This is a genomic window from Peribacillus frigoritolerans (assembly GCF_004358755.1).
In the GTDB taxonomy this organism is placed as follows: Bacteria; Bacillota; Bacilli; order Bacillales; family Bacillaceae; genus Bacillus_P.
On the sequence record NZ_SMZY01000001.1, the window covers coordinates 738,311 to 758,489 of the forward strand.

The window sequence follows — 20,179 nt, forward strand, 5'->3', positions numbered from 1 at the left end:
ATGATCAGAACATACCAATAAACACGGAGTGATGAAAATGAATTCAATAGCTTTTTTCTTTCAATATATAAATAAACCGAGATCGGTGGGAGCCTTATTTCCGAGTTCTTCCAAGCTTGCGGAGCGGATGACAGAACATATTGATTTTCAAACTGCTGTCTATATTATAGAATATGGGCCAGGTACGGGCATTTTTACGGATAAATTAATTGAAAAGCGAAGAAGGGAAACGCAAATCATTTTAATTGAACAAAATGCAGCGTTTTGCAGCATGCTAAAAAAGAAGTATTTAAACGAGAAGAACCTGATTGTGATCCACGGATCTGCAGAAGACACGGGAAAATACATGAAACAGTATAACATACCTGCTGCAGACTATATCGTTTCCGGACTTCCTTTTGCCAGTCTGCCAAAGGATCTTACGCTTTCAATTCTGGATGAAACCAGACGGATCCTTGGAGAGAAGGGAACATTCATTACCTTTCAATACAGTCTTTTAAAAAAGAATTTAATCGGTCAGTACTTTAGTGAAATGAGCTGCCAAAGAGAATATCTGAATATACCGCCGGCTTATGTGCTGAGCTGCAGCAACGGAATAAAGGAGAGTGAAGTGATTGGCGGGAAAAATTTTAATAGTAGATGATGATAAAGAGATACGAAAACTTATTGCTATCTATATTGAGAATGAAGGAATTACCACATATCAAGCTGAAAATGCGGTAGAAGCACTTAAAATACTGGATAAAGAAGTGTTTGACCTTATCATTCTGGATATTATGATGCCTGAGATGAACGGGATCGAGGCATGCATGAAGATCCGGGAAGAAAGAAACATGCCGATTATTATGATTTCTGCCAAATCGGAGGATATGGATAAAATTCAGGGGCTCGCATCTGGAGCAGATGACTATTTGACGAAGCCATTCAACCCGCTCGAGTTGCTGGCGAGAGTAAAATCTCAGCTGAGAAGATATAAAAAATACAATGAAAAGGCAGAGGAAGACAGCCGAATCATTGAAATAGGAGATTTGCTCATTAACACTGACACTTGTCAGGTGCATGTCAGCGGAAAAGAAGTGAGGCTGACTCCAAAAGAATTTGATATTTTGACCCTGCTTGCCGTAAATAAAGGAAATGTGATGAACGTTCGAAAAATTTATGAATCCGTCTGGAAGCAAGACTTTTTCAAGTCCGATAACACGGTAATGGTGCATATTACGAAGATCAGAGAAAAAATAGAAGAAGATCCTAAACGCCCATTGTACATAAAAACGGTATGGGGAGTAGGGTACAAGATATGAGCAAATTTTGGAACAGACTGAGTGTAAAGCTGCTTTTTGCCATCGCCGTCAGTTTTTTGATCTCACTTGTATCTTTATCCGTTTTCTCAAATCTTTTAGTAAGGTACATCATTGTTGAACCAATTGAAGAGATGAGCATCATTCAGTACAATCTGTTGATTTTCATTACCTTCACAGTCACCATCTTGCTTTTTATCGTATGCTTCTGGCTCTTAATCAGAAAAAAAATCGCCTATCTAAATTCTATTACTGAAGGAGTTCAAAGCATCGCAAACGGGAACCTTGGTTTTGCTATAGAGGTAAAAGGAAAAGATGAGCTCTCGGATTTAGGCAAAAATATTAACCGGATGTCAAAAGAGCTGCAAACGAAATTTTTCCATGAAAGAGAAATCGAACGAACTAAAAACGATTTAATAACGAGTATTTCTCACGATGTCAGAACACCATTAACATCAATTATCGGCTATATTGAACTGCTGCGGCACAGGGAAAGATTGAGTGATTTAGATCTCAGCACGTATATAGAGACCATTCATGCGAAATCCCAAAATTTAAAACATCTGATCGATGAACTGTTCACATACAACAAATTAACAAGTCCCGATATTCAAATCAAGATCGACGAAGTGGATTTAACAAGTGTCATTGATCAATTTGTCGGAGAATATATCCCGATTTTGGAAGCTGAAGGACTTCATGTGGAGAAAACCATTTGTGAAGAAACTCTTCCAGTGCGGATGGATGTAGAAAAAATGATTCGGGTCTTCGACAACCTGATGACAAATGCTTCAAAGTACAGCATAAAACCTTCAACGATCAAAATTCGTCTGAAGCAAAAAGAAAACAGCGTTCTGTTTTCCATTTCTAATCAAGTCATAGAAGCACCTGCACAGGATCTTGAAAAATTATTTGACCGTTTCTACAGAGCAGATCAGGCAAGAAAGGAAGACGGGGGGACTGGCCTAGGCCTTGCTATCGCTAAAAGAATTGTTGAACTGCACGGCGGTTCGATAGGAGCAGCATTTGATGAGGGCTGGATGACTTTTACAGTGGAAGTTCCATATTAAAAGGACAATCCAGCCATGTTTTTATAGAGAATTATTAAATGTTTAGATAGACATTTTTATTAGAAAATTATAAATAAAAACATTTTTCGGTTGAAGGCTGGTTAAGAAATTGATAGAATGAAAGAAATCAAAAGACTATGTGTAACTGGCGAAACGCGGATTACCGCGGGGGAGCACATAGTGTCGCAGCCGTTCGCCTGGGCAGAGGTAAGGGATTTATCCCTTGCCTCTTTCTGTTTATTAAAAAACTATGATAAAAAAAGGAGAAAAATATGAGCACAATTACATTAGACACAGTGAAAAAAATTAAAACATTAAACAATATTGCAGAAGGCGGTTTAAATGTATTTCAAAAGGATACATTTATGGTCGATAATGTTTGTGAAAATCCTGATGCCATTATGGTACGCAGCTTTAATATGCATTCAATGGAATTCGGTCATCAATTAAAAGCAATCGCCCGGGCCGGGGCAGGAGTCAATAATATTCCTGTCGACAAATGTACAGAGCAGGGAATAGTGGTTTTTAATACCCCTGGTGCTAATGCTAATGCTGTAAAAGAAATGGTTTTAGCATCATTAATGGCTTCTTCACGTAACCTGTTTGCCGGTGTTTCATGGACAAAGACCTTAGAAGGCGAAGGGGAACAAGTTCCACAGCTTGTGGAAGCAGGAAAAAAACAATTTGCGGGTAAAGAAATTAAGGGTAAGACTCTAGGTGTCATTGGATTAGGTGCAATTGGTGCACTTGTAGCGAACGATGCGATTGCCTTAGACATGGATGTGATTGGCTTTGATCCATTTATCTCTGTTGATACAGCCTGGAATCTATCACGTAATGTTCAACGTGCTTTAACCATTGAGGAGCTGTTTGCAAGCGCTGATTATATTACAGTACACACGCCATTAACTGATGACACAAGGGGAATGTTTAACCAAGCAACATTCAGCATGATGAAACCAGGTGTACATATTTTGAATTTCTCACGCGGGGAACTTGTCAATGAAACAGATATGGAAACTGCACTTGAATCCGGCATAGTGGGTCAATATATTACAGACTTTCCAAATGAAAATGTATTAAAAATGAAAAATACTGTGTGTACACCACATATTGGGGCCTCAACAAAAGAATCTGAGGAAAATTGTGCGATTATGGCTGGGCGCCAGATAAGAGATTTCCTGCAGACAGGAAACATTAAAAACTCTGTGAATTTTCCAAATGCCTGCCTTCCATATACAGGTAAGCAGCGTGTAGCAGCTTTCCATCAAAACGTTCCCGGCATGGTTGGAAAGCTTACCTCTGCCATCTCAAGCTATGATTTAAACATCGCAGATATGGTGAACAGAAGCCGCGGTGAATATGCCTATACAATGATCGACATTGATACGAATGTAACGAGCAATATCATTCCCCTTTTGGAGGAAAAAATCAACTTGATTGAAGGCATGATCACAGCACGTTTTATCTAAAGGCTGTATTACAAAAGACAATAGTTAAAAAGAACTCTCCAGATATCCGGAGAGTTCTTTTTACGTTAATTATAGTTCCAAAAATAGCGAATGATGTATAATCTGAACATATTTTGTACTATTTTGTAAAATAACTGTAATATAAAACAAATATTGTTGTTACATAACAATGATAGTATTAAGAAAATAGTAATTTAGTAATACGGGGGTAAAGAATGAAAAAATTAATTGCATCGTTTGTCTTAACAGGCGCGTTATTAAGCAGTCCAATAGTTGGCAGTGCTGCTCTGGGAGATCAGACGTTAAAAAGCGGGATGTACCATTCGGATGTAAAACAATTACAAGAATCATTGAAAAAAAAGGGTTACTTTACTAATAAATCAACTACTACATATTTTGGTCCTATCACAAAAAACGCTGTTATTAAGTTCCAAAAAGCTAAAGGATTGAAAGCAGATGGAATTGCAGGTAAAAATACATATAAAGCTTTAGGGAAGCAAACAAGTCAGCCGGCTGTTCAGAAAAAGTCCAGTATCGTTACTACTGCAAAAAAATATGTAAACGTACCTTATAAATGGGGCGGAATGTCTCCAAAAGGGTTTGATTGCAGCGGATACTTAAATTATGTATTAAATGAAAGTGCAGGTAAAAAGCTTCCTAGAACAGTAGCGGATATTTATAAGCAGGGAGTGAAAGTTTCATCGCCAAAGGCAGGAGATTTAGTATTCTTTGAAACGTATAAGAAAGGCGCTTCTCATGCAGGTATATATATAGGGAATAATCAATTCATTCATAGTTCTTCCTCTAAAGGTGTCACGATTACTTCAATGAACAATTCCTATTGGTCTGACAGATACTTAGGGGCTAAAAAATATTAAAAGTATTATCGCAATAGATTTATATATTGCTAGCTCCAGAAAAATGCTAATCATCTATTTGATGGTTAGCATTTTTTGTGTCTATCTAAATTAACTTTTTAGAATTAACGATAAAATATTTGATTTTTCTGAAACTTACTAACTCTCCAACCGTATATTTACTTAAGGATAGGATTGGATTGGATTGGAGGAGTGTAATATGCTTAGATATGCACTTTTTGTGTTCATCACGTTAATCGTTGAAGTCGCATTCATTTGGGGAATTTCCTTTTTCATTCAAACCGATTTATTAACGGCCATGTTTTTTGGCTCAGCATTCTTTATCTTTTTTGCTTTTTTAACAGGATCTACTGGGGATTTGCTTTCAAAAAACTCAGAGTATGCAGCGTATATTGCCACGGCAGGAAGGTATGAACCCAAGTATGATAAAGTTACATTCAGAATCAGTCCATTCTTAATTGGCTCGATACTGTGTATGGTTGTTTATTTTGGGCTGTCTTACTTTATGACTTGATTTAAAATGAATTTTGCGTTTTCTTCATTATAGAAGGAACGCTTTTTTTGATAGAAGGAAATGACCTGCTTGTTTAAGAAAAAGAAGGAATTAGACAGCTAAGAGTGGAAAGACATCATGAATAAAGTTTTACAAGGAGTCGATTCGCATTAAAAGAATTTTGGCAATCAGTGATCTTCACGGATGTTTCGATGAATTAATGAAATTAATAGAATTGATTAAATACAATCCCGAAAGCGACCAGTTAATCCTGCTGGGTGATTACTTAGATAGGGGGCCAAACAGCAGGGAAACGCTGTCCAAAGTTATGAGTCTGGCTGAAGAAGGGGCCATTGCTCTGCGTGGAAATCATGATCAAATGTTTCTTGACTGGATCAAGATAGATAATGATCGAAACGATCTGCATTTTTTCAGAAACGGGGGTTATGCAACCATTTCAAGCTACGCAGGCCCAGGATGGTTTAAAGAAAGGGGCTATGAGGATCAGTTAGTGAAAAAAGCGAAACAGCATATTCAGAACCACTATCAAGCCCATTTAGATTTTCTGGACAAGCTTCCATACTATTATGAAACAGAAGATTATCTTTTTGTACATGCAGGCATCAATCCTTCTCTTAGAGATTGGAAAAGCACTGAAGACACGGATTTTATGTGGATCAGAGATCACTTCCTAAAGAATGATCATCATCATGCTCATACAATAGTCCATGGGCATACGCCTGCTTCACTTCTGCACCCTTCCAACGATATTTATTTTGGAAATAAGAAGATAGCCATCGATGGTTCATGTGCATATGGAGGTCAGTTAAATTGTTTGGAGATAATGGGGGATTCTGTGAAGCAATATAGTGTTAAGAGCTGCAAGAGTTGAAGATTATGTATATGAATCTAAACTTATCTCACATAAAAGCAGGTAGATCAGGTGGAATTTATTACAGACAGAGTCTTATTTATCTCTTTATTTATATTAATCATACACTGTATTGAAACGCTGGCATACGCTGTAAGGCTTTCTGGAGCGAGAGTGAAAATGATTGCCTCAGCTCTTTCACTGTTTAATTTAATGGTGATCGTTTCAAGAATGGCAAATATGATGCAGCAGCCATTTACAGGAAGTCTTGTTGACCTTGCACCCAAGGAAAATACGCTGCTCTATGTTGAAAATCAATATCGCATCCTTATTGCATCATCTACGCTTGGAACCGTTTTAGGTATTTTATTATTGCCGACTTTCATTGCGCTATTTTCAAGAGCTATTATCCATTTGTCCGATGCCAGAGGATCGATTCCTCTTTTATTAAAAAAAGGTTTCTCTTTTGAGTATTTAAAAAGAGGAATAAAACACATTCAGCTGCCGAAAAAGAGTTATTTTATGACAATTAATTTGAAACAGATTCCGATTAAACTATTTTTTATTAATATGATCATTACGTCTATTTATACTATTGGCGTTTTATCTGCTTTATACGCAGCGCTATTAGTGCCAGATCGGTCATCTACTGCGATCATGGCATCAGGACTAATAAATGGAATAGCCACCATCTTGCTTGTTATCCTGATAGACCCTAAGATTTCAGTACTGGCGGATGATGTTGTTAATAATAAAGGAAGTTACACCAGGTTAAAAAGCATTTCCATCATGATGATCACCTCAAGGCTATTTGGAACGCTTTTAGCACAGCTGCTGTTTATACCCGGGGCTCATTATGTAGCGTGGTTAACGAAATTTATTGTTTAGATACTGATGATTCTGGCGTTTCTTATTAAAAGGGACGCTTTTTCTAATGAAATATCTTTAATGGATTTACATTCAATTCAATTTGTTTGACTTTAAAAAGCAATTCCATTATATTAGTTGATAGGTCAATTATTGACCCGTCAAGTAATTAGAAAAAGGAGGAGGATGCGTTTGTCCAACTCGTGCAATCTGGATGAAAAAATAGTCTATCGATTATATGAGATAAATAAGCTGACGATGCCCAAGTTTGAGCGGTGCACAGGAATCAGCCAATCAAGGCTTGAGCTTTTGCATGAGCTTTATGAGGCAGATGAAATCAGTCAGACTGCCCTGCAAAAGAAAGTGAACATTGATAATGCTGCAGTAACGAGACATTTAAAACAGCTTGAGGAAAAAGGAATGGTTGTGCGCAGGAAAAATCCTGCTGATAACCGCATTACTTTTGTGAAGCTGACAGAAGAAGGCCGAATGAAGATCATTGCTTATAAAGAAGAAAAGCAGCGATTCATTTCAAATGTTTTAAAAGATTTTTCAGAAGAAGAACGTTCCTCTCTGTTAAATATGCTGAGCCGTATTCAAGGAAATGTGGAAAAGATTCAATAGCAAAAAACGAACGCATCATGAAAAGACAAAAAAGGAGAATGAACCATGAATAAAACATTAGTAAACGATTTTAAGGAAATTGTAACGGGACGCCGTTCCATTCGCAATTATGATCCAAGTGTAAAAATCAGCAAAGAGGAAATGACGGAAATTTTAACGGAAGCTGCACTTGCACCATCATCTGTTAACTTGCAGCCATGGCGTTTTGTTGTAATTGACTCGAAAGAAGGAAAAGAAACGCTTGCTCCTCTTGCCAGATTCAATCAAAGACAAGTTGAGACTTCTTCGGCCGTCATCGCTGTGTTTGCAGATATGCAAAGTGATTTATACCTTGATGAAATTTATAATAAAGCAGTGGAAGAAGGGCACATGCCTGCGGAAGTAAGAGATCAGCAAGTGCCTGCAATAAAAGGTTTCTTTGAAGCAATGACATTTGAACAAACAAAAGAAATGAATTTGATTGATGCAGGTCTAGTATCGATGCAGCTGATGCTGGTGGCCCGCGCACATGGCTATGACACGAACCCAATCGGCGGTTTTGAAAAAGATCAAATTGCTGAAGCCTTTGACTTGGACAAGAACCGTTATTATCCTGTTATGCTTCTCTCAATCGGAAAAGCTGCTGATGCTGGGTACAAATCTGTGCGCCTGCCGATTGAGGCAATTGCAGAGTGGAAGTAAGTTCAAAAATCAATGATTGAAATGGGGAACATAGAATGATTATTATTCATGCTGGATTAAAAGTAAATGCCGAAAAGGAAACTGATTTTTTAAACGAAATCCGCACTTTAGTTGCAGCCTCAAGAGCTGAAAGCGGCAATATCTCATATGATTTAATGAAAGATACAGAGCAGGATGGCGCTTATACAATGGTGGAGGTTTGGGAAAGTGCTGAAGCCGTTGCAGCACACAACTCAAGTGAGCACTTTACTTCATTTGTAGGCAAAGCTCCGCAATTTCTGGCAGCTCCGCTTCAAGCGAATGTGTATGATGGTAAACCGGTTGAGAGATAAGCGCTTATTGAAAAATCCCCATTCGAAGCAACCTTCGTATGGGGATTTTTTTATTGAATTAAAACTTATCTTTTAATGACCCTAAATTTAATAAAGTCGCAACGGTCAGAATGATCATGCATGGCACATCATTTTAACAGTTAAAATGGTGTGCCATTTTTTGTGTTCTTAAATAGAGGAAATCAGAATATTGAATATTTATGTTATGATAGGATTGTCTAAATAATAAGATGGATGAGTTTAGGAAGAGATAATCGATTTTGTTCTAAGTTTTAAGCGGCGATTACAGTGCAGGGTAATCGATCTGTTTTGGTCAGAATTGTTACATAAAAGATAAATCTTGAGGAGAGATAGGTGTGGACATTATTTTCGAAGATGAGGCACTGGCCGTGGAAGCGGTCAAGGCAATCCATACTGGCGATGTCCGATCGCTGAAGCGGCTGCTTGTTGAAAATCCAGGTTTGGTCACGGCGAGAATAGTCGGAAGAGACTATGATGAAAAGTGTAATCGCTTGGGAATGTCGCGTACATTGCTGCACGTTGTGACCGACTGGCCAGGTCACTTCCTTAATGGTGCAGCGACAGTGAGGCTTCTGATCGATGCCGGCGCTGATGTAAACGCCCGATTCACCGGCCCGCACACCGAGACGCCGCTTCATTGGGCTGCGAGCTGTGATGACATTGAAGTGCTTGACGCTCTTCTTGATGCAGGTGCAGACATTGAGGCTCCCGGAGCTGTCATCGCAGGCGGCACTCCGCTGGACGATGCGGTGGCATTCGCGCAGTGGCATGCAGCGCGACGGCTTGTCGAACGAGGGGCACAAACCAAGCTCTGGCACGCTTCTGCACTCGGGCTGATGGATCTCGTCAAAGAACGCTGTGAAGGCAGCAAATTACCCGCTCCCGACGAAATCACAGAAGCTTTCTGGCTAGCGTGTCATGGCGGACAGCTAATGGCAGCTGAGTACCTCTTGGAGCAGGGGGCTAATCTCAATTGGATCGGCTATGATGAACTTACACCACTAGATACTGCACACCGCAGCAGCGCTGATGAACTGGTCCACTGGCTTGGTAGCCGGGGCGCCAAGTCTGCCAGTGAGCTAGGATGATCTCAAGGGTTATCAATAAAAGTAAAACAATATGGCAAAGCTTATCTTATGATGGAGCGTTTTTCGAGAGCAAGAAAAGCGTTTTTTTTTGATGAATAAAGTAAAATGTTGAATTTAACTGGTAAACTAGAAAAACAATGGACTGTTTCGGCAGTTCATTTTTTTTAAATAAAAGGGTTGTAAAACGCTTTCACACGCATTATAATTCAAATAAACCGATTTACTAAACCGATTTAGTAAAAGAAAGGAGCGTTTTTTTGAATCATGTAATCATTCCGCTTAATGCTTTTGATAGAAAAGAAGTTTTAGAGAATGGGCAGTTTTCATTTATCAGCATGATTAAAGAATCAGGAGCTTACGGCGCAGAAATCAGAAGAGAATTGTTTACTGAACAAGAATTGCCCTTGAAGCAGTTGCGTGATGAGATAGCAAGTTCATTGTTTATTGTCTATTCGGCTCCTGTTGAACTCTGGAAAACGGACGGATTTCTTAATGAAGAGGAGATTCTGAAAATCAGAGAAGAAGCCCTTTTGCTTGGTGCGAGGTGGGTGAAGGTATCGCTAGGACATTACATAAAAGGTGTATCAGACTTAGAAAAACTGAATCAATTACTGAATCAATTTGATTCGATGGAACTGCTGATCGAAAACGATCAAACCTTACATGGCGGAAATGCTGAAATTCTTCGTTCTTTTTATGAAAGCGCTTCGATTAGGGGAGTTCCAGTTAAAATGACATTCGATACAGGAAATTGGCTCTATACGAATGAAAACCCGATTGCAGCATTTGGGATGCTGAAAGAGTTTGTTGCATATCTGCATCTAAAGAATGTGGTGCCATCCGGCAATGGATTTATTACCACTGAACTAACAAACAGTGAAAAAGCTGATTGGAGAAAGATAGCAGAGCAGCTGCCGGAAAATCTCCCAATAGCACTGGAATTTCCCATTCATCCTGTCAGCCGTTTGAAAGAATTTATAGGAATGGTCCATTCCGCTAAAACAATAAGGAAAGGTGAGGCTGTATGCAAAAGTTAGATGTAGTTACGTTCGGGGAAGCAATGGCACTGTTCATGGCAGAAACTCCAGGACCGCTAGATGAGATCAGGCACTTTACAAGGGAGCTTGCAGGTGCTGAAACCAATGTTGCAATTGGGCTCGCAAGACTCGGACTGAAATCAGGCTGGGCAAGCAAGGTTGGAGCAGACGCTTTTGGAACTTTTATTATGAAAAGGCTTGCAGAAGATAACGTGAATGTAGATCATGTTTTCAAAGATGACCGCTATCCAACGGGATTTCAGCTCAAAGAAAAAGCATTAAAGGGAGATCCTGCGGTTCAGTATTTCCGCAAAGGCTCTGCTGCAAGCTTTATGAGTGCTGATGATTTTCAAAAAGACTATTTCAGCGGGGCCGGTCATCTTCACATGACAGGTATTCCTTTAGCCATTTCAAGTCATACTCGCTCGTTTGCCGAAAAAGCGCTGACTCATATGAAAGAAACAGGACGCACGGTCAGTTTTGATCCTAATCTGAGGCCGACATTGTGGGCTTCGCAGCAGGAAATGATTGAAGTAGTAAATGAGTTTGCTTTTAAAGCGGACTATGTCCTTCCCGGCATTTCAGAAGGGGAACTTCTTACTGGATACAGCAGCCCGGGTGATATTGCATCCTTTTATTTAGAAAAAGGAGTCAGCCTTGTTGTCATTAAGCTTGGCGATCAAGGCGCATTTTATAAAAATCATGCAGAAGAAGGAACCGTAAAGCCATTTGAAGTTAAAAAAGTGGTTGACACAGTCGGAGCGGGGGATGGATTTGCGGTTGGACTGATCAGCGGCCTGCTTGAGAATCTGCCGCTTAATGAAGCTGTACTAAGAGGAAACGCCATTGGTTCTTTGGCCGTTCAATCACCTGGTGACAATGATGGATATCCAGATCGCAAGACATTAATCGATTATATGAATTTACCTATTTAAGGAGGATTTTACGATGAAGCAACCATTAGCAAAACAAAGATGGCTCCGGTTAATACCCGTTGTTTTTATCACATACAGCCTTGCCTACCTGGACCGGGCGAACTATGCGTTCGGCGCTGCAGGGGGAATGGCGCAGGATTTGCAGATTACACCTGCTATATCCTCGCTGCTTGGATCTCTATTCTTTTTAGGGTATTTCTTTTTCCAGGTTCCCGGAGCACATTATGCCGAAAAGAAAAGTGCCAAAGTCCTGATTTTCTGGTCGCTGATCGCTTGGGGAGCTCTTGCGACGGCAACAGGAATGGTTTCAAATGTAAATTTCTTATTTATCATCAGATTTATGCTTGGTGTTGTAGAAAGTGCCGTCATGCCGGCAATGCTTGTCTTTTTAAGCCACTGGTTCACTAAAGCAGAACGATCACGTGCCAACACATTTCTTATCCTTGGTAATCCGGTAACGGTTTTATGGATGTCAATCGTTTCAGGTTATTTATTGGAAGCGTACGGCTGGAGATGGATGTTTATTATTGAAGGACTTCCAGCGGTAATTTGGGCATTTTTATGGTGGAAGCTTGTGTTCGATCATCCTAAAGATGCAAAATGGCTCAGCGCAAAAGAAAAAGCGGACCTCCAGGGTGCCCTTGAAAAAGAACAGGAAGGAATCAAGCCTGTTAAGAACTACCGTGAAGCGTTTAAATCGAAAGTCGTTATTTTACTCGCAGCGCAATATGCTCTTTGGAGTGTCGGACTTTACGGATTCGTAATGTGGCTTCCTTCTATTATAAAAGCAGCACCGAATATGAGCATTGTTCAAACAGGATGGTTATCCGCCGTCCCTTATGTTTTAGCTGTCATTCTTATGCTTACCGCTTCCCATTTCTCAGATAAGCTGCAAAAACGGAAAGAATTTGTCTGGCCGTTCCTGTTTATCGGTGCGATCGCCTTTTATGCATCGTACTTGATTGGACCGGATCATTTCTGGATCAGTTTCGTCCTGCTTATTATAGCTGGAGGCGCAATGTACGCGCCATATGGACCGTTTTTCGCCATTATCCCGGAGATTCTGCCTCGAAATGTAGCAGGAGGAGCAATGGCCTTAATCAATTCAATGGGTGCACTTGGTTCATTTGTCGGGTCATATGTAGTTGGGTATTTAAACGGTTCAACTGGAGGTTTTGCGGCATCATACATCTTTATGGCCGGTTCATTGCTGCTGTCAGCGATCTTAACTATTGTTGCGACGAAACAGGCAAAGGAAAAGCATATCAAACAGCCGAACGTTAATACCAATATTTCATAATAGAAAGTGGAGTGGAGAAAATGGGAGTAACTGAAATTAAAAACCGCGGGGTTGTAGCTGTCATAAGAGGGGCTTCGCCTGAATCCATCATTTCAATCGGAAATGCTCTAAAAGACGGAGGGGTTACGGCTCTTGAAATCACGATGGAAACGCCACGGGCAGCGTCTGTTATTGAGGCTGCAGCGTCATACTTTGGAGACGATGTGCTTGTTGGTGCAGGGACCGTCCTTGATCCGGAAACGGCCCGGATGGCCATTCTTTCAGGCGCTAAATTCATCTTTTCACCAACGGTGCGAAAAGAAACGATCACTATGGCTAAACGATATGGCGTTATTAGTGTTCCAGGGGCATTTACACCGACAGAAATTCTTACAGCCTATGAATATGGAGCAGACTTGATTAAAGTGTTCCCGGCTGATGCTTTCGGACCTGCGTATTTGAAAAATATTGCCGGCCCGCTGCCGCACATCCCGCTGATGCCGACTGGCGGCGTTGATCTTCATAATACAGCTGACTATATTAAAGCAGGCGCTGTTGCAGTTGGGGCAGGGAGTACTCTAGTGAATACAAAAAAACCATTAACGGAAGAAGCCCTATTTAATATGAAAGAAAAAGCTGCAGATTTTATAAACGAAGTAAAGAAAGCAAGAGAAGAAATTCAAATGGCCGCTCGAGTATGAGCGGCCCCGCATTTTTAGCTGATGAAGAGGAGAGTGGATTAATGTCTGTTTATCCGATAAAATAATTGGGACGAACAGATTGGAAAGAGTTGATAAGATGGCAAGAGTGACGATGGCTGACGTGGCTAAAGAAGCAGGAGTTTCTAAAAGCACGGTCTCTCAATTTATAAATAAACGCTATGAATATATGGGCGAAGACACCAAGAAAAAAATTGATGAAGCGATCAAATTTCTCGGTTATCAGCCCAACTACCTGGCAAGAAGCTTAAAGCAGAAACGGACATCGATGATCGGCATTATTGTGGGAAACATCATGCACAGACTATCGACAGAGGTAAGCCGTTCAATAGAGGATTATTGTCATAAGCATGACATCCATGCCATTCTCTGCAATGCTGATGACAACCCTGAAAAAGAGCGCAAATATATTGAAGTTCTTCATGCGAAGCAGGTGGACGGGCTGATTATTTTTCCGACCGGACAGAACCTGGATCTGTACCAGAAGCTGATCGATGAAGACTATCCGGTCGTTTTCATGGACCGTAAAATTGAAGGATTAAAAGCCAATTATGTCGTGGCAGCGAACTGTGATGCAACGGTAGAATCCATTAAGCACCTGATTTCCCGAGGACATACTAAAATTGCCATTGCGACACAGCCGCTGATGATCAGTCCGAGGATTGACAGGCTGAAGGGTTATAAGCAGGCGCTGAGTGAAGCGGGTATCCCGCTCATAAAAGAGTATATGATTCATGCTGAACGGGAGCAGATAAACCATGAATTGGAAAAGCTCTTTGCCCTTAAAGAGCCGCCAACAGCCCTTTTTGCCGGAAACGATTTAGTTTTCATCGAGATCCTTGAATTTTTTAAAGACAAACAGATGAAAATCGGGAAAGATGCCGCATTAATTGTATTTGATAATATTCCGCTCGCTCATTTAGCTGAAACACAAGTGACCACCATTGCCCAGCCAGGGTATGAAATGGGACAAAAAGCGGCTGAAATCCTGCTGAAGCAAATTAACAAAGAACAGAACGATGTTCACGAGCATGTTTTTCCATGTGAACTCATTATAAGAGAATCATCGTAAGCGATTCTCTTTTTTAAAGGCTCTTTTCGTAACTATTGTTGCTAAAGACTAAATTCTTTTAACTCTAAGTTCCTGGAGCGGAAAGGAACGGGCAACATGTGTAATGAAAAACAACAATCTATGCGAAAACAGACTTTTTTAAACATTTACTAAACCGGTTTAGGGAGTGGTTTGATGAAAATTCAACTGGCGCTTGACCGTTTATCGATTGATGAAGCCATTAAGATAGCCGGCCAGGCAGAACGATACATAGACATCATTGAAGCAGGAACTTCTCTGATAAAAGAATTCGGGGTTATCAGCATATCCAAGCTGAAAGAAGCTTTTCCAGATAAACTGATTTTAGCGGATATGAAAACGATTGATAATGCCCAGTATGAATTCAGCTTATGCTTTGAAGCTGGCGCAGACATCGCAACCGTCATGGGAGTAAGCCCGATTCAGACAATTGAAACTTGTCTCGATGCTGCCGCACAGCATCAGAAAAAAACAATGATTGATTTATTAAACACAACGGCAGAACAAAAAGCAGCTCTTTTCTCTTATACCGAGGCTATTTTTTGTGATCATGTCAGCAAAGATGTACAGGAAAAATCTGGATTGAAAAACACAGCTTCAGCTGCTTTTGATCCTACATTGGAGTGGGCAATAGCAGGGGGTATTACAGGAGAATCGATTCAAAATATGGCAGGACTGCTTCCTGATATCGTCATAATCGGATCAGCGATTACAAAATCCGCACAGCCTGAAAAAGCAGCTGAAGCATTGCGCGAAATGATAGAAAGAAAGAAGGCGAAATCACATGAACCAGCTTGAAACCATTTTATCTGAAATAGAAACAGTCATGAAAAGAAGCAGCTTACAGCAGATTGAGCTGATTGTAAGCGAGCTTATAAAAGATCAGCGGATTTTTGTTATTGGCGAGGGCCGTTCGGGGTTAATGGCAAAATCCTTTGCCATGCGTCTGATGCATTTAGGAGCAGAAGTCTATGTGGTAGGAGAAACGATTACCCCAAGTATATCAGAGAATGATATTTTAGTAGCTGTCTCAGGGTCCGGCACGACAAAAAATGTTGTCTGGACAGCGGAAAAAGCAAATTCACTCGGGTGTACGATTATCGCTGTAACCGCTGATGCTAAAGCACAGCTCGCAGGATTTGCCTCCCATATCCTTCACGTACCGGCAGCAACCAAATATCGCAAAGAAGGCGAACAGCCGACAATCCAGCCATTAGGATCATTATTTGATCAATGTGTACATATTCTTTTTGACAGCATCTGCCTGCAATATGCAGAAAAGAAAAAAATCAGCAATGAAAAGGCGTTTAAGAAGCACAGTAATATGGAGTAGGAAGATAATGAAGAGCTTGGGTCCACACTGACCCAAGTTCTTTTCTCTTTATAAAGTAAGCATGACACCGCGCTTATCAAAAAAAGTGGAATCAATTGTTAGTGACGATGCTTTTGTGGAACCAGATGTATCTCTGATTTTAAGCTGATTTTTCTTGATACACATGATTTTTCCGTAAGTTAAGAAAAATATATCAATCATTTACATACACTCCTGTAAGAAAGATAGATTAACAACAATAACTTATTTTTACATTTATTTGTTAAAATTTATATAAAAGAACCACTCTTAGACATTAAAAAATTGTAACTTTTCCTATGGTTCAAACGAATAATAACTGAATGCCTATTCGAGGGGGGAGACATTTGTTTGAATCAGAGCAGTTAGAGAAAAACATAAGTGATATTTATAATCAGCATTACTTAGATGTCTACAAATTCCTTATTTGTTTTACAGGTAATCAGCATGATGCAGAAGATATGACCCAGGAAGTTTTTATCCGAGTATTAAACCAATTAACAAACTTTAATCATACTAGCAATATGAAAACGTGGATTTTTTCTATAGCTAAGCACATCGCCATTGATCACTACCGCAGAAATAAGTTCACTTCTATTTTTAAAGAGGGATTTTTTCATCAAATGCGATCGAATCAAAAGCCTTCAAATGAGATTGTTGAAGAAAATGAACTGAAGAAAACTGTTCATATGGCTATTTCTAAATTAAAACCAACATTCAGAGCGGTGGTCATCATGAGAGGGATAAACGAGTTTTCAATAAAGGAAACATCGGATATTCTTGGGTGCAGTGAATCTAAGGTCAAAGTGGATTACCATCGTGCCTTGAAGGAATTGAAAACAAAATTACATGTTGATGCATCGGAGGTTATGAAAAATGCAAAGTGATAAAGAACTAATAAATTTATTAAAAGAATCATACCCTTTGGAACCAAGCTCAGCATTTATTTCAAATACAGAAATGAAGCTTAAACACAAAGCTAAAAAGATGAGCAGAAATAAAAGAATTGGGCAATTTTCAATGGCCTCTGCTGGAGTAGTATTGGGAGCAATGATACTGACATGGTTCTTTTTATTTAGCGGGAATGAAGTTATTTTGAAACCAGTTTCCTCTACAAAAGATCAACAAGTAACAATCCCAGATTATCAACAAGAGTCTACTATATTAATTTATAGCACACATAACCATGAATCATTTATTCCGGAAATAGATGCAGAAAATATAAATGAGGCATATCACGAAGATATTAATGTTTTAAAAGTTGGAAAGAAACTTACTCAATTACTGGAAAATGAAAACATTAATACGATTATAGATGATACGGATTTTATGGGAGAGATGAAAAAAAGAAATTTAACGTTTCAAAAAAGTTATCTGGTTTCAAGAGAGAGTGTTGAAAATGTTCTGAGTAAAAATAACCGTATACAAATGGTATTTGATATTCATAGAGATGCACAGAAACGGGATGTTACTACACTAAATATCGACGGCATGGAATACGCAAAAATCGCTTTTACCATTTCTTCTGACAATAAGAATTATGAGCAAAATAAAAAATTTGCAGAGCTCTTAAACGATAGGTTGGAAGCGAGGTACCCAGGAATATCAAGAGGGATATTTCTTAAATCGCAAACGGCCTATTCTACCTATTCATATAATCAGGATCTCCATAACCAATCCTTGCTGCTGGAAATAGGCGGAGCTGAAAATACACTGGAAGAAGAATATCGAACAGCTGAAGCCCTTTCAGAAGTGATAAGTGATGTCATTAAAAATGATGATAAGTGAATTAGGTAAGGTGAATAAAACTATGAATATATAAATCTATGAAGTAGCCAATTTGGGGTTAACAGAAGTACTAATAACCTCGAGTTGGTCTATTTTGATGGGAAAATTTAATTTTGTTGATTTGCTGATAGTTTATATACGCATTATTATAAAGAAAAAGTGAAAGGAGATAGGTATGTTGATCATGAAGTCCCGCAGTGAATCAATAGAATTGCGAATCTTGAGGAGTTTAAATGCTAGAATGAATTTGCCTGCAAAAGATAAAAATCACTTTGACTATCTAAAAAATGGGTTTGAGGGAGAGCTGATGTTTGACGAATGGATGACGGACAAAGCTCATAATGGGCTTATTTTAAATGATTTGTTATTGGAGACAAATCGTTCCTTATATCAAATAGATTCTTTATATATATCATCAAACAAGATTTTTCTTCTTGAAGTTAAAAACTATGAAGGTGACTATGTCATGGAAGGGGATCAATGGTTTTCATCTTCAAAATTAGAAATTAAAAATCCCATTCATCAATTAAAAAGAAGTGAATTGTTATTTCGGCGATTGCTGCATGAACATCATTTCAGCTTTTCAGTTGCAGCATATCTTGTTTTTATTAACCCCGAATTTCAACTCTATCAAACTCCACTTAACCTTCCGATTATTTTCCCGTCTCAATTAAACCGTTTTGCAGATACATTGGAAAAGAAATCAAATCCACTAAAAGAAAGTCATTCTGCCCTCGCACATAAATTGTTATCTCTCCATCAAGATGATTCACCATATAGCCGCTTACCGAACTATAGCTATGATCAACTTAATAAAGGAATACTCTGTCCAAAGTGTTATTCATTTTATACCTCTTTGACCAAAATGCGCTTGATATGCAAAAACTGCAAGGGGCTAGAGGGGCAGCAAAGCGCTGTCTTACGCAGCATAGAAGAATTCAAGATACTCTTTCCAAAATCCAGCATTACTACAAACCAAATCTATGATTGGTGCAGCGTCATAGATTCTAAGAAAAGCATTTGGAGAATACTTTCGCAGAAATTTAATAAAGAAGGGCATGGAAAAGCAGCTAATTACGGCGAACTTCTTTGACTATCTTAATTTAATATGGAGATGAGGCAGAGGGTGGTGTGGTTCCATAATTTATGTATGAGCGTTGAAAGTGGAATCAAAAGGGTGGTATGGTTCCACAATCTATGAAAAGAGGCTGCAAAGTGGAATCAAAAGGATGGTATGATTCCACAATTTATGGAATGAGGCTGCAAAGTGGAATCAAAAGGGTGGTATGATTCCACAATTTATGTAATAAGCGTTGAAAGTGGAATCAAAAGGGTGGTATGATTCCTCAATTTATGGAGTGAGCATGAAAAGTGGAATCAACCGCGTGCAATGATTCCACAATCTATGAAATGAGGCTGCAAAGTGGAATCAACCGCGTGCAATGATTCCACAATCTATGAAAAGAGGCTGCAAAGTGGAATCAAGCGGGTACTATGATTCCACAATCTATGAAAAGAGGCTGCAAAGTGGAATCAAGCGGGTACTATGATTCCACAATCTATGAAAAGAGGCTGCAAAATGGAATCAAAAGCGTGCGATGATTCCACAATTTATGGAGTGAGCGCGAAAAAAGGAATCAACCGGTACTATAATTCCACAATCTTTGAAAAGAGGCTGCAAAGTGGAATCAAACGCGTGCGATGATTCCACAATCTATAAAATGAGGCTGCAAAGAGGAATCAACCGCGTGCAACGATTTTACAATCTATAAAATGAAGCTAAAAAGAGGAATCATTCGCCTGCTCAGATTCCACAATCTAAAATAACAACAAAAAAACTGACCCACACGAGTCAGTTTGCCCTTATTTACCTTCTTCTTCATCTTCCCGGTCAAACCAAAGCAGCTCTTGATCTTCTTCGTCGCCGTTGTAGTTGATGAGAATTTCTTCTCCAGCTTTTATGTCTTTGTATGCGCTGAAGATAAAGGTATGGTTTTCGAAGCTGATTTCATAAGTGGCATTTGGTGTGTAGGAATGGTTGAACAGCATGCCGTAGCCCAGCAGGATGGCTGTGTGGTTCTGGCCATATTCAAATGCGTAATCAGCAAGTGTTGTTTTTTCGATATGTTCGTGTTCGGCATTTGGATAAGGAATCACGGGAGCTTCGTGGATAATTTCGCCTTTTGCGATGTCCCGGGTAGCGAACACGCCTCTATTAAATTCCCCGTCGCTGAGGGATGAAGTTTTGATTTCAATCATTTCGTCACCTGTATGTTCTTTCCTGT

24 protein-coding genes and 1 riboswitch are annotated in these 20,179 nt (G+C 39.4%); of the genes, 22 read left to right on the plus strand and 2 right to left on the minus strand.

What is annotated here, in order from left to right; genetic code table 11:
* Nucleotides 1-37: 37 nt before the first annotated feature.
* The 19 genes from E2R53_RS03960 (at nucleotide 38) to hxlB (ending at nucleotide 16,088) form a co-directional block, all read left to right on the plus strand.
* A complete protein-coding gene (locus E2R53_RS03960) occupies nucleotides 38-643 on the plus strand; it encodes a class I SAM-dependent methyltransferase (protein ID WP_133310496.1) in 606 nt (201 codons plus the stop codon).
* Entirely contained in the window at nucleotides 615-1,301 is a 687-nt protein-coding gene (locus tag E2R53_RS03965) for a response regulator transcription factor (RefSeq protein ID WP_133310497.1), read from the plus strand. Before E2R53_RS03960 ends, E2R53_RS03965 begins: the two co-directional genes overlap by 29 nt.
* A complete protein-coding gene (locus E2R53_RS03970) occupies nucleotides 1,298-2,368 on the plus strand; it encodes a HAMP domain-containing sensor histidine kinase (RefSeq protein WP_133310498.1) in 1,071 nt (356 codons plus the stop codon). Before E2R53_RS03965 ends, E2R53_RS03970 begins: the two co-directional genes overlap by 4 nt.
* Nucleotides 2,369-2,499: 131 nt before the next feature.
* Nucleotides 2,500-2,578, plus strand: a riboswitch (ZMP/ZTP riboswitch).
* 62 nt (nucleotides 2,579-2,640) lie between these two features.
* Nucleotides 2,641-3,840 (plus strand): phosphoglycerate dehydrogenase, encoded by a 1,200-nt coding sequence (locus E2R53_RS03975; RefSeq protein WP_133310499.1) that lies wholly within the window; start codon nucleotides 2,641-2,643, stop codon nucleotides 3,838-3,840.
* Nucleotides 3,841-4,055: 215 nt separating this feature from the next.
* Nucleotides 4,056-4,718 (plus strand): C40 family peptidase, encoded by a 663-nt coding sequence (locus E2R53_RS03980; protein WP_133310500.1) that lies wholly within the window; start codon nucleotides 4,056-4,058, stop codon nucleotides 4,716-4,718.
* A 199-nt stretch (nucleotides 4,719-4,917) separates the two neighbouring features.
* Nucleotides 4,918-5,232: a hypothetical protein gene (locus E2R53_RS03985; RefSeq protein ID WP_133310501.1), complete on the plus strand. Its 315-nt coding sequence runs from the start codon at nucleotides 4,918-4,920 to the stop codon at nucleotides 5,230-5,232.
* A 160-nt stretch (nucleotides 5,233-5,392) separates the two neighbouring features.
* Complete coding sequence (locus E2R53_RS03990; protein ID WP_165970883.1) at nucleotides 5,393-6,103, plus strand: metallophosphoesterase family protein; 711 nt, start codon at nucleotides 5,393-5,395, stop codon at nucleotides 6,101-6,103.
* A gap of 51 nt (nucleotides 6,104-6,154) precedes the next feature.
* Nucleotides 6,155-6,970, plus strand: a complete 816-nt coding sequence (locus E2R53_RS03995; protein ID WP_133310503.1) for a lipid II flippase Amj family protein — start codon at nucleotides 6,155-6,157, stop codon at nucleotides 6,968-6,970.
* Nucleotides 6,971-7,141: 171 nt separating this feature from the next.
* Nucleotides 7,142-7,573, plus strand: a complete 432-nt coding sequence (locus tag E2R53_RS04000) for a MarR family winged helix-turn-helix transcriptional regulator (RefSeq protein WP_206197348.1) — start codon at nucleotides 7,142-7,144, stop codon at nucleotides 7,571-7,573.
* Between the two features lie 45 nt (nucleotides 7,574-7,618).
* A complete protein-coding gene (locus tag E2R53_RS04005) occupies nucleotides 7,619-8,254 on the plus strand; it encodes a nitroreductase family protein (protein ID WP_133310505.1) in 636 nt (211 codons plus the stop codon).
* 35 nt (nucleotides 8,255-8,289) lie between these two features.
* Nucleotides 8,290-8,586 carry a putative quinol monooxygenase gene (locus E2R53_RS04010; RefSeq protein WP_133310506.1) on the plus strand — a complete coding sequence of 99 codons (297 nt, stop codon included), beginning with the start codon at nucleotides 8,290-8,292 and terminating at the stop codon, nucleotides 8,584-8,586.
* A gap of 356 nt (nucleotides 8,587-8,942) precedes the next feature.
* Entirely contained in the window at nucleotides 8,943-9,695 is a 753-nt protein-coding gene (locus E2R53_RS04015; protein WP_133310507.1) for an ankyrin repeat domain-containing protein, read from the plus strand.
* Between the two features lie 257 nt (nucleotides 9,696-9,952).
* Complete coding sequence (locus tag E2R53_RS04020) at nucleotides 9,953-10,732, plus strand: sugar phosphate isomerase/epimerase family protein (RefSeq protein WP_133310508.1); 780 nt, start codon at nucleotides 9,953-9,955, stop codon at nucleotides 10,730-10,732.
* Entirely contained in the window at nucleotides 10,720-11,667 is a 948-nt protein-coding gene (locus E2R53_RS04025; protein WP_133310509.1) for a sugar kinase, read from the plus strand. The genes E2R53_RS04020 and E2R53_RS04025 overlap by 13 nt, the downstream gene beginning before the upstream one ends.
* Before the next feature lie 13 nt (nucleotides 11,668-11,680).
* On the plus strand, nucleotides 11,681-12,967 hold the full coding sequence (locus tag E2R53_RS04030) for an MFS transporter (RefSeq protein ID WP_133310510.1): 1,287 nt from the start codon (nucleotides 11,681-11,683) through the stop codon (nucleotides 12,965-12,967).
* A 20-nt stretch (nucleotides 12,968-12,987) separates the two neighbouring features.
* On the plus strand, nucleotides 12,988-13,647 hold the full coding sequence (locus E2R53_RS04035) for a bifunctional 4-hydroxy-2-oxoglutarate aldolase/2-dehydro-3-deoxy-phosphogluconate aldolase (RefSeq protein ID WP_133310511.1): 660 nt from the start codon (nucleotides 12,988-12,990) through the stop codon (nucleotides 13,645-13,647).
* 79 nt (nucleotides 13,648-13,726) lie between these two features.
* Nucleotides 13,727-14,737: a LacI family DNA-binding transcriptional regulator gene (locus tag E2R53_RS04040; RefSeq protein WP_286166059.1), complete on the plus strand. Its 1,011-nt coding sequence runs from the start codon at nucleotides 13,727-13,729 to the stop codon at nucleotides 14,735-14,737.
* Between the two features lie 174 nt (nucleotides 14,738-14,911).
* The gene (hxlA, locus tag E2R53_RS04045) at nucleotides 14,912-15,553 is read left to right on the plus strand and encodes a 3-hexulose-6-phosphate synthase (RefSeq protein ID WP_133310512.1); all 642 of its coding nucleotides are present in this window, start codon (nucleotides 14,912-14,914) and stop codon (nucleotides 15,551-15,553) included.
* On the plus strand, nucleotides 15,540-16,088 hold the full coding sequence (gene hxlB / locus E2R53_RS04050) for a 6-phospho-3-hexuloisomerase (RefSeq protein WP_133310513.1): 549 nt from the start codon (nucleotides 15,540-15,542) through the stop codon (nucleotides 16,086-16,088). The genes hxlA and hxlB overlap by 14 nt, the downstream gene beginning before the upstream one ends.
* Nucleotides 16,089-16,136: 48 nt before the next feature.
* On the opposite strand, the gene E2R53_RS23100 is transcribed toward hxlB, so the two are convergent.
* Nucleotides 16,137-16,289, minus strand: a complete 153-nt coding sequence (locus E2R53_RS23100) for a hypothetical protein (protein ID WP_165970884.1) — start codon at nucleotides 16,287-16,289, stop codon at nucleotides 16,137-16,139.
* Nucleotides 16,290-16,453: 164 nt separating this feature from the next.
* Here E2R53_RS23100 and E2R53_RS04055 point away from each other — a divergent pair, with 164 nt between their 5' ends.
* The 3 genes from E2R53_RS04055 (at nucleotide 16,454) to E2R53_RS04065 (ending at nucleotide 18,987) form a co-directional block, all read left to right on the plus strand.
* Nucleotides 16,454-16,993 carry an RNA polymerase sigma factor gene (locus E2R53_RS04055; protein WP_133310514.1) on the plus strand — a complete coding sequence of 180 codons (540 nt, stop codon included), beginning with the start codon at nucleotides 16,454-16,456 and terminating at the stop codon, nucleotides 16,991-16,993.
* Nucleotides 16,983-17,894 (plus strand): stage II sporulation protein P, encoded by a 912-nt coding sequence (gene spoIIP / locus E2R53_RS04060; protein WP_133310515.1) that lies wholly within the window; start codon nucleotides 16,983-16,985, stop codon nucleotides 17,892-17,894. The genes E2R53_RS04055 and spoIIP overlap by 11 nt, the downstream gene beginning before the upstream one ends.
* A gap of 175 nt (nucleotides 17,895-18,069) precedes the next feature.
* The gene (locus E2R53_RS04065; RefSeq protein ID WP_286166060.1) at nucleotides 18,070-18,987 is read left to right on the plus strand and encodes a nuclease-related domain-containing protein; all 918 of its coding nucleotides are present in this window, start codon (nucleotides 18,070-18,072) and stop codon (nucleotides 18,985-18,987) included.
* Nucleotides 18,988-19,757: 770 nt separating this feature from the next.
* Here E2R53_RS04065 and E2R53_RS04070 read toward each other — a convergent pair.
* The gene (locus E2R53_RS04070; protein ID WP_070875690.1) at nucleotides 19,758-20,153 is read right to left on the minus strand and encodes an SET domain-containing protein; all 396 of its coding nucleotides are present in this window, start codon (nucleotides 20,151-20,153) and stop codon (nucleotides 19,758-19,760) included.
* Nucleotides 20,154-20,179: the final 26 nt, after the last annotated feature.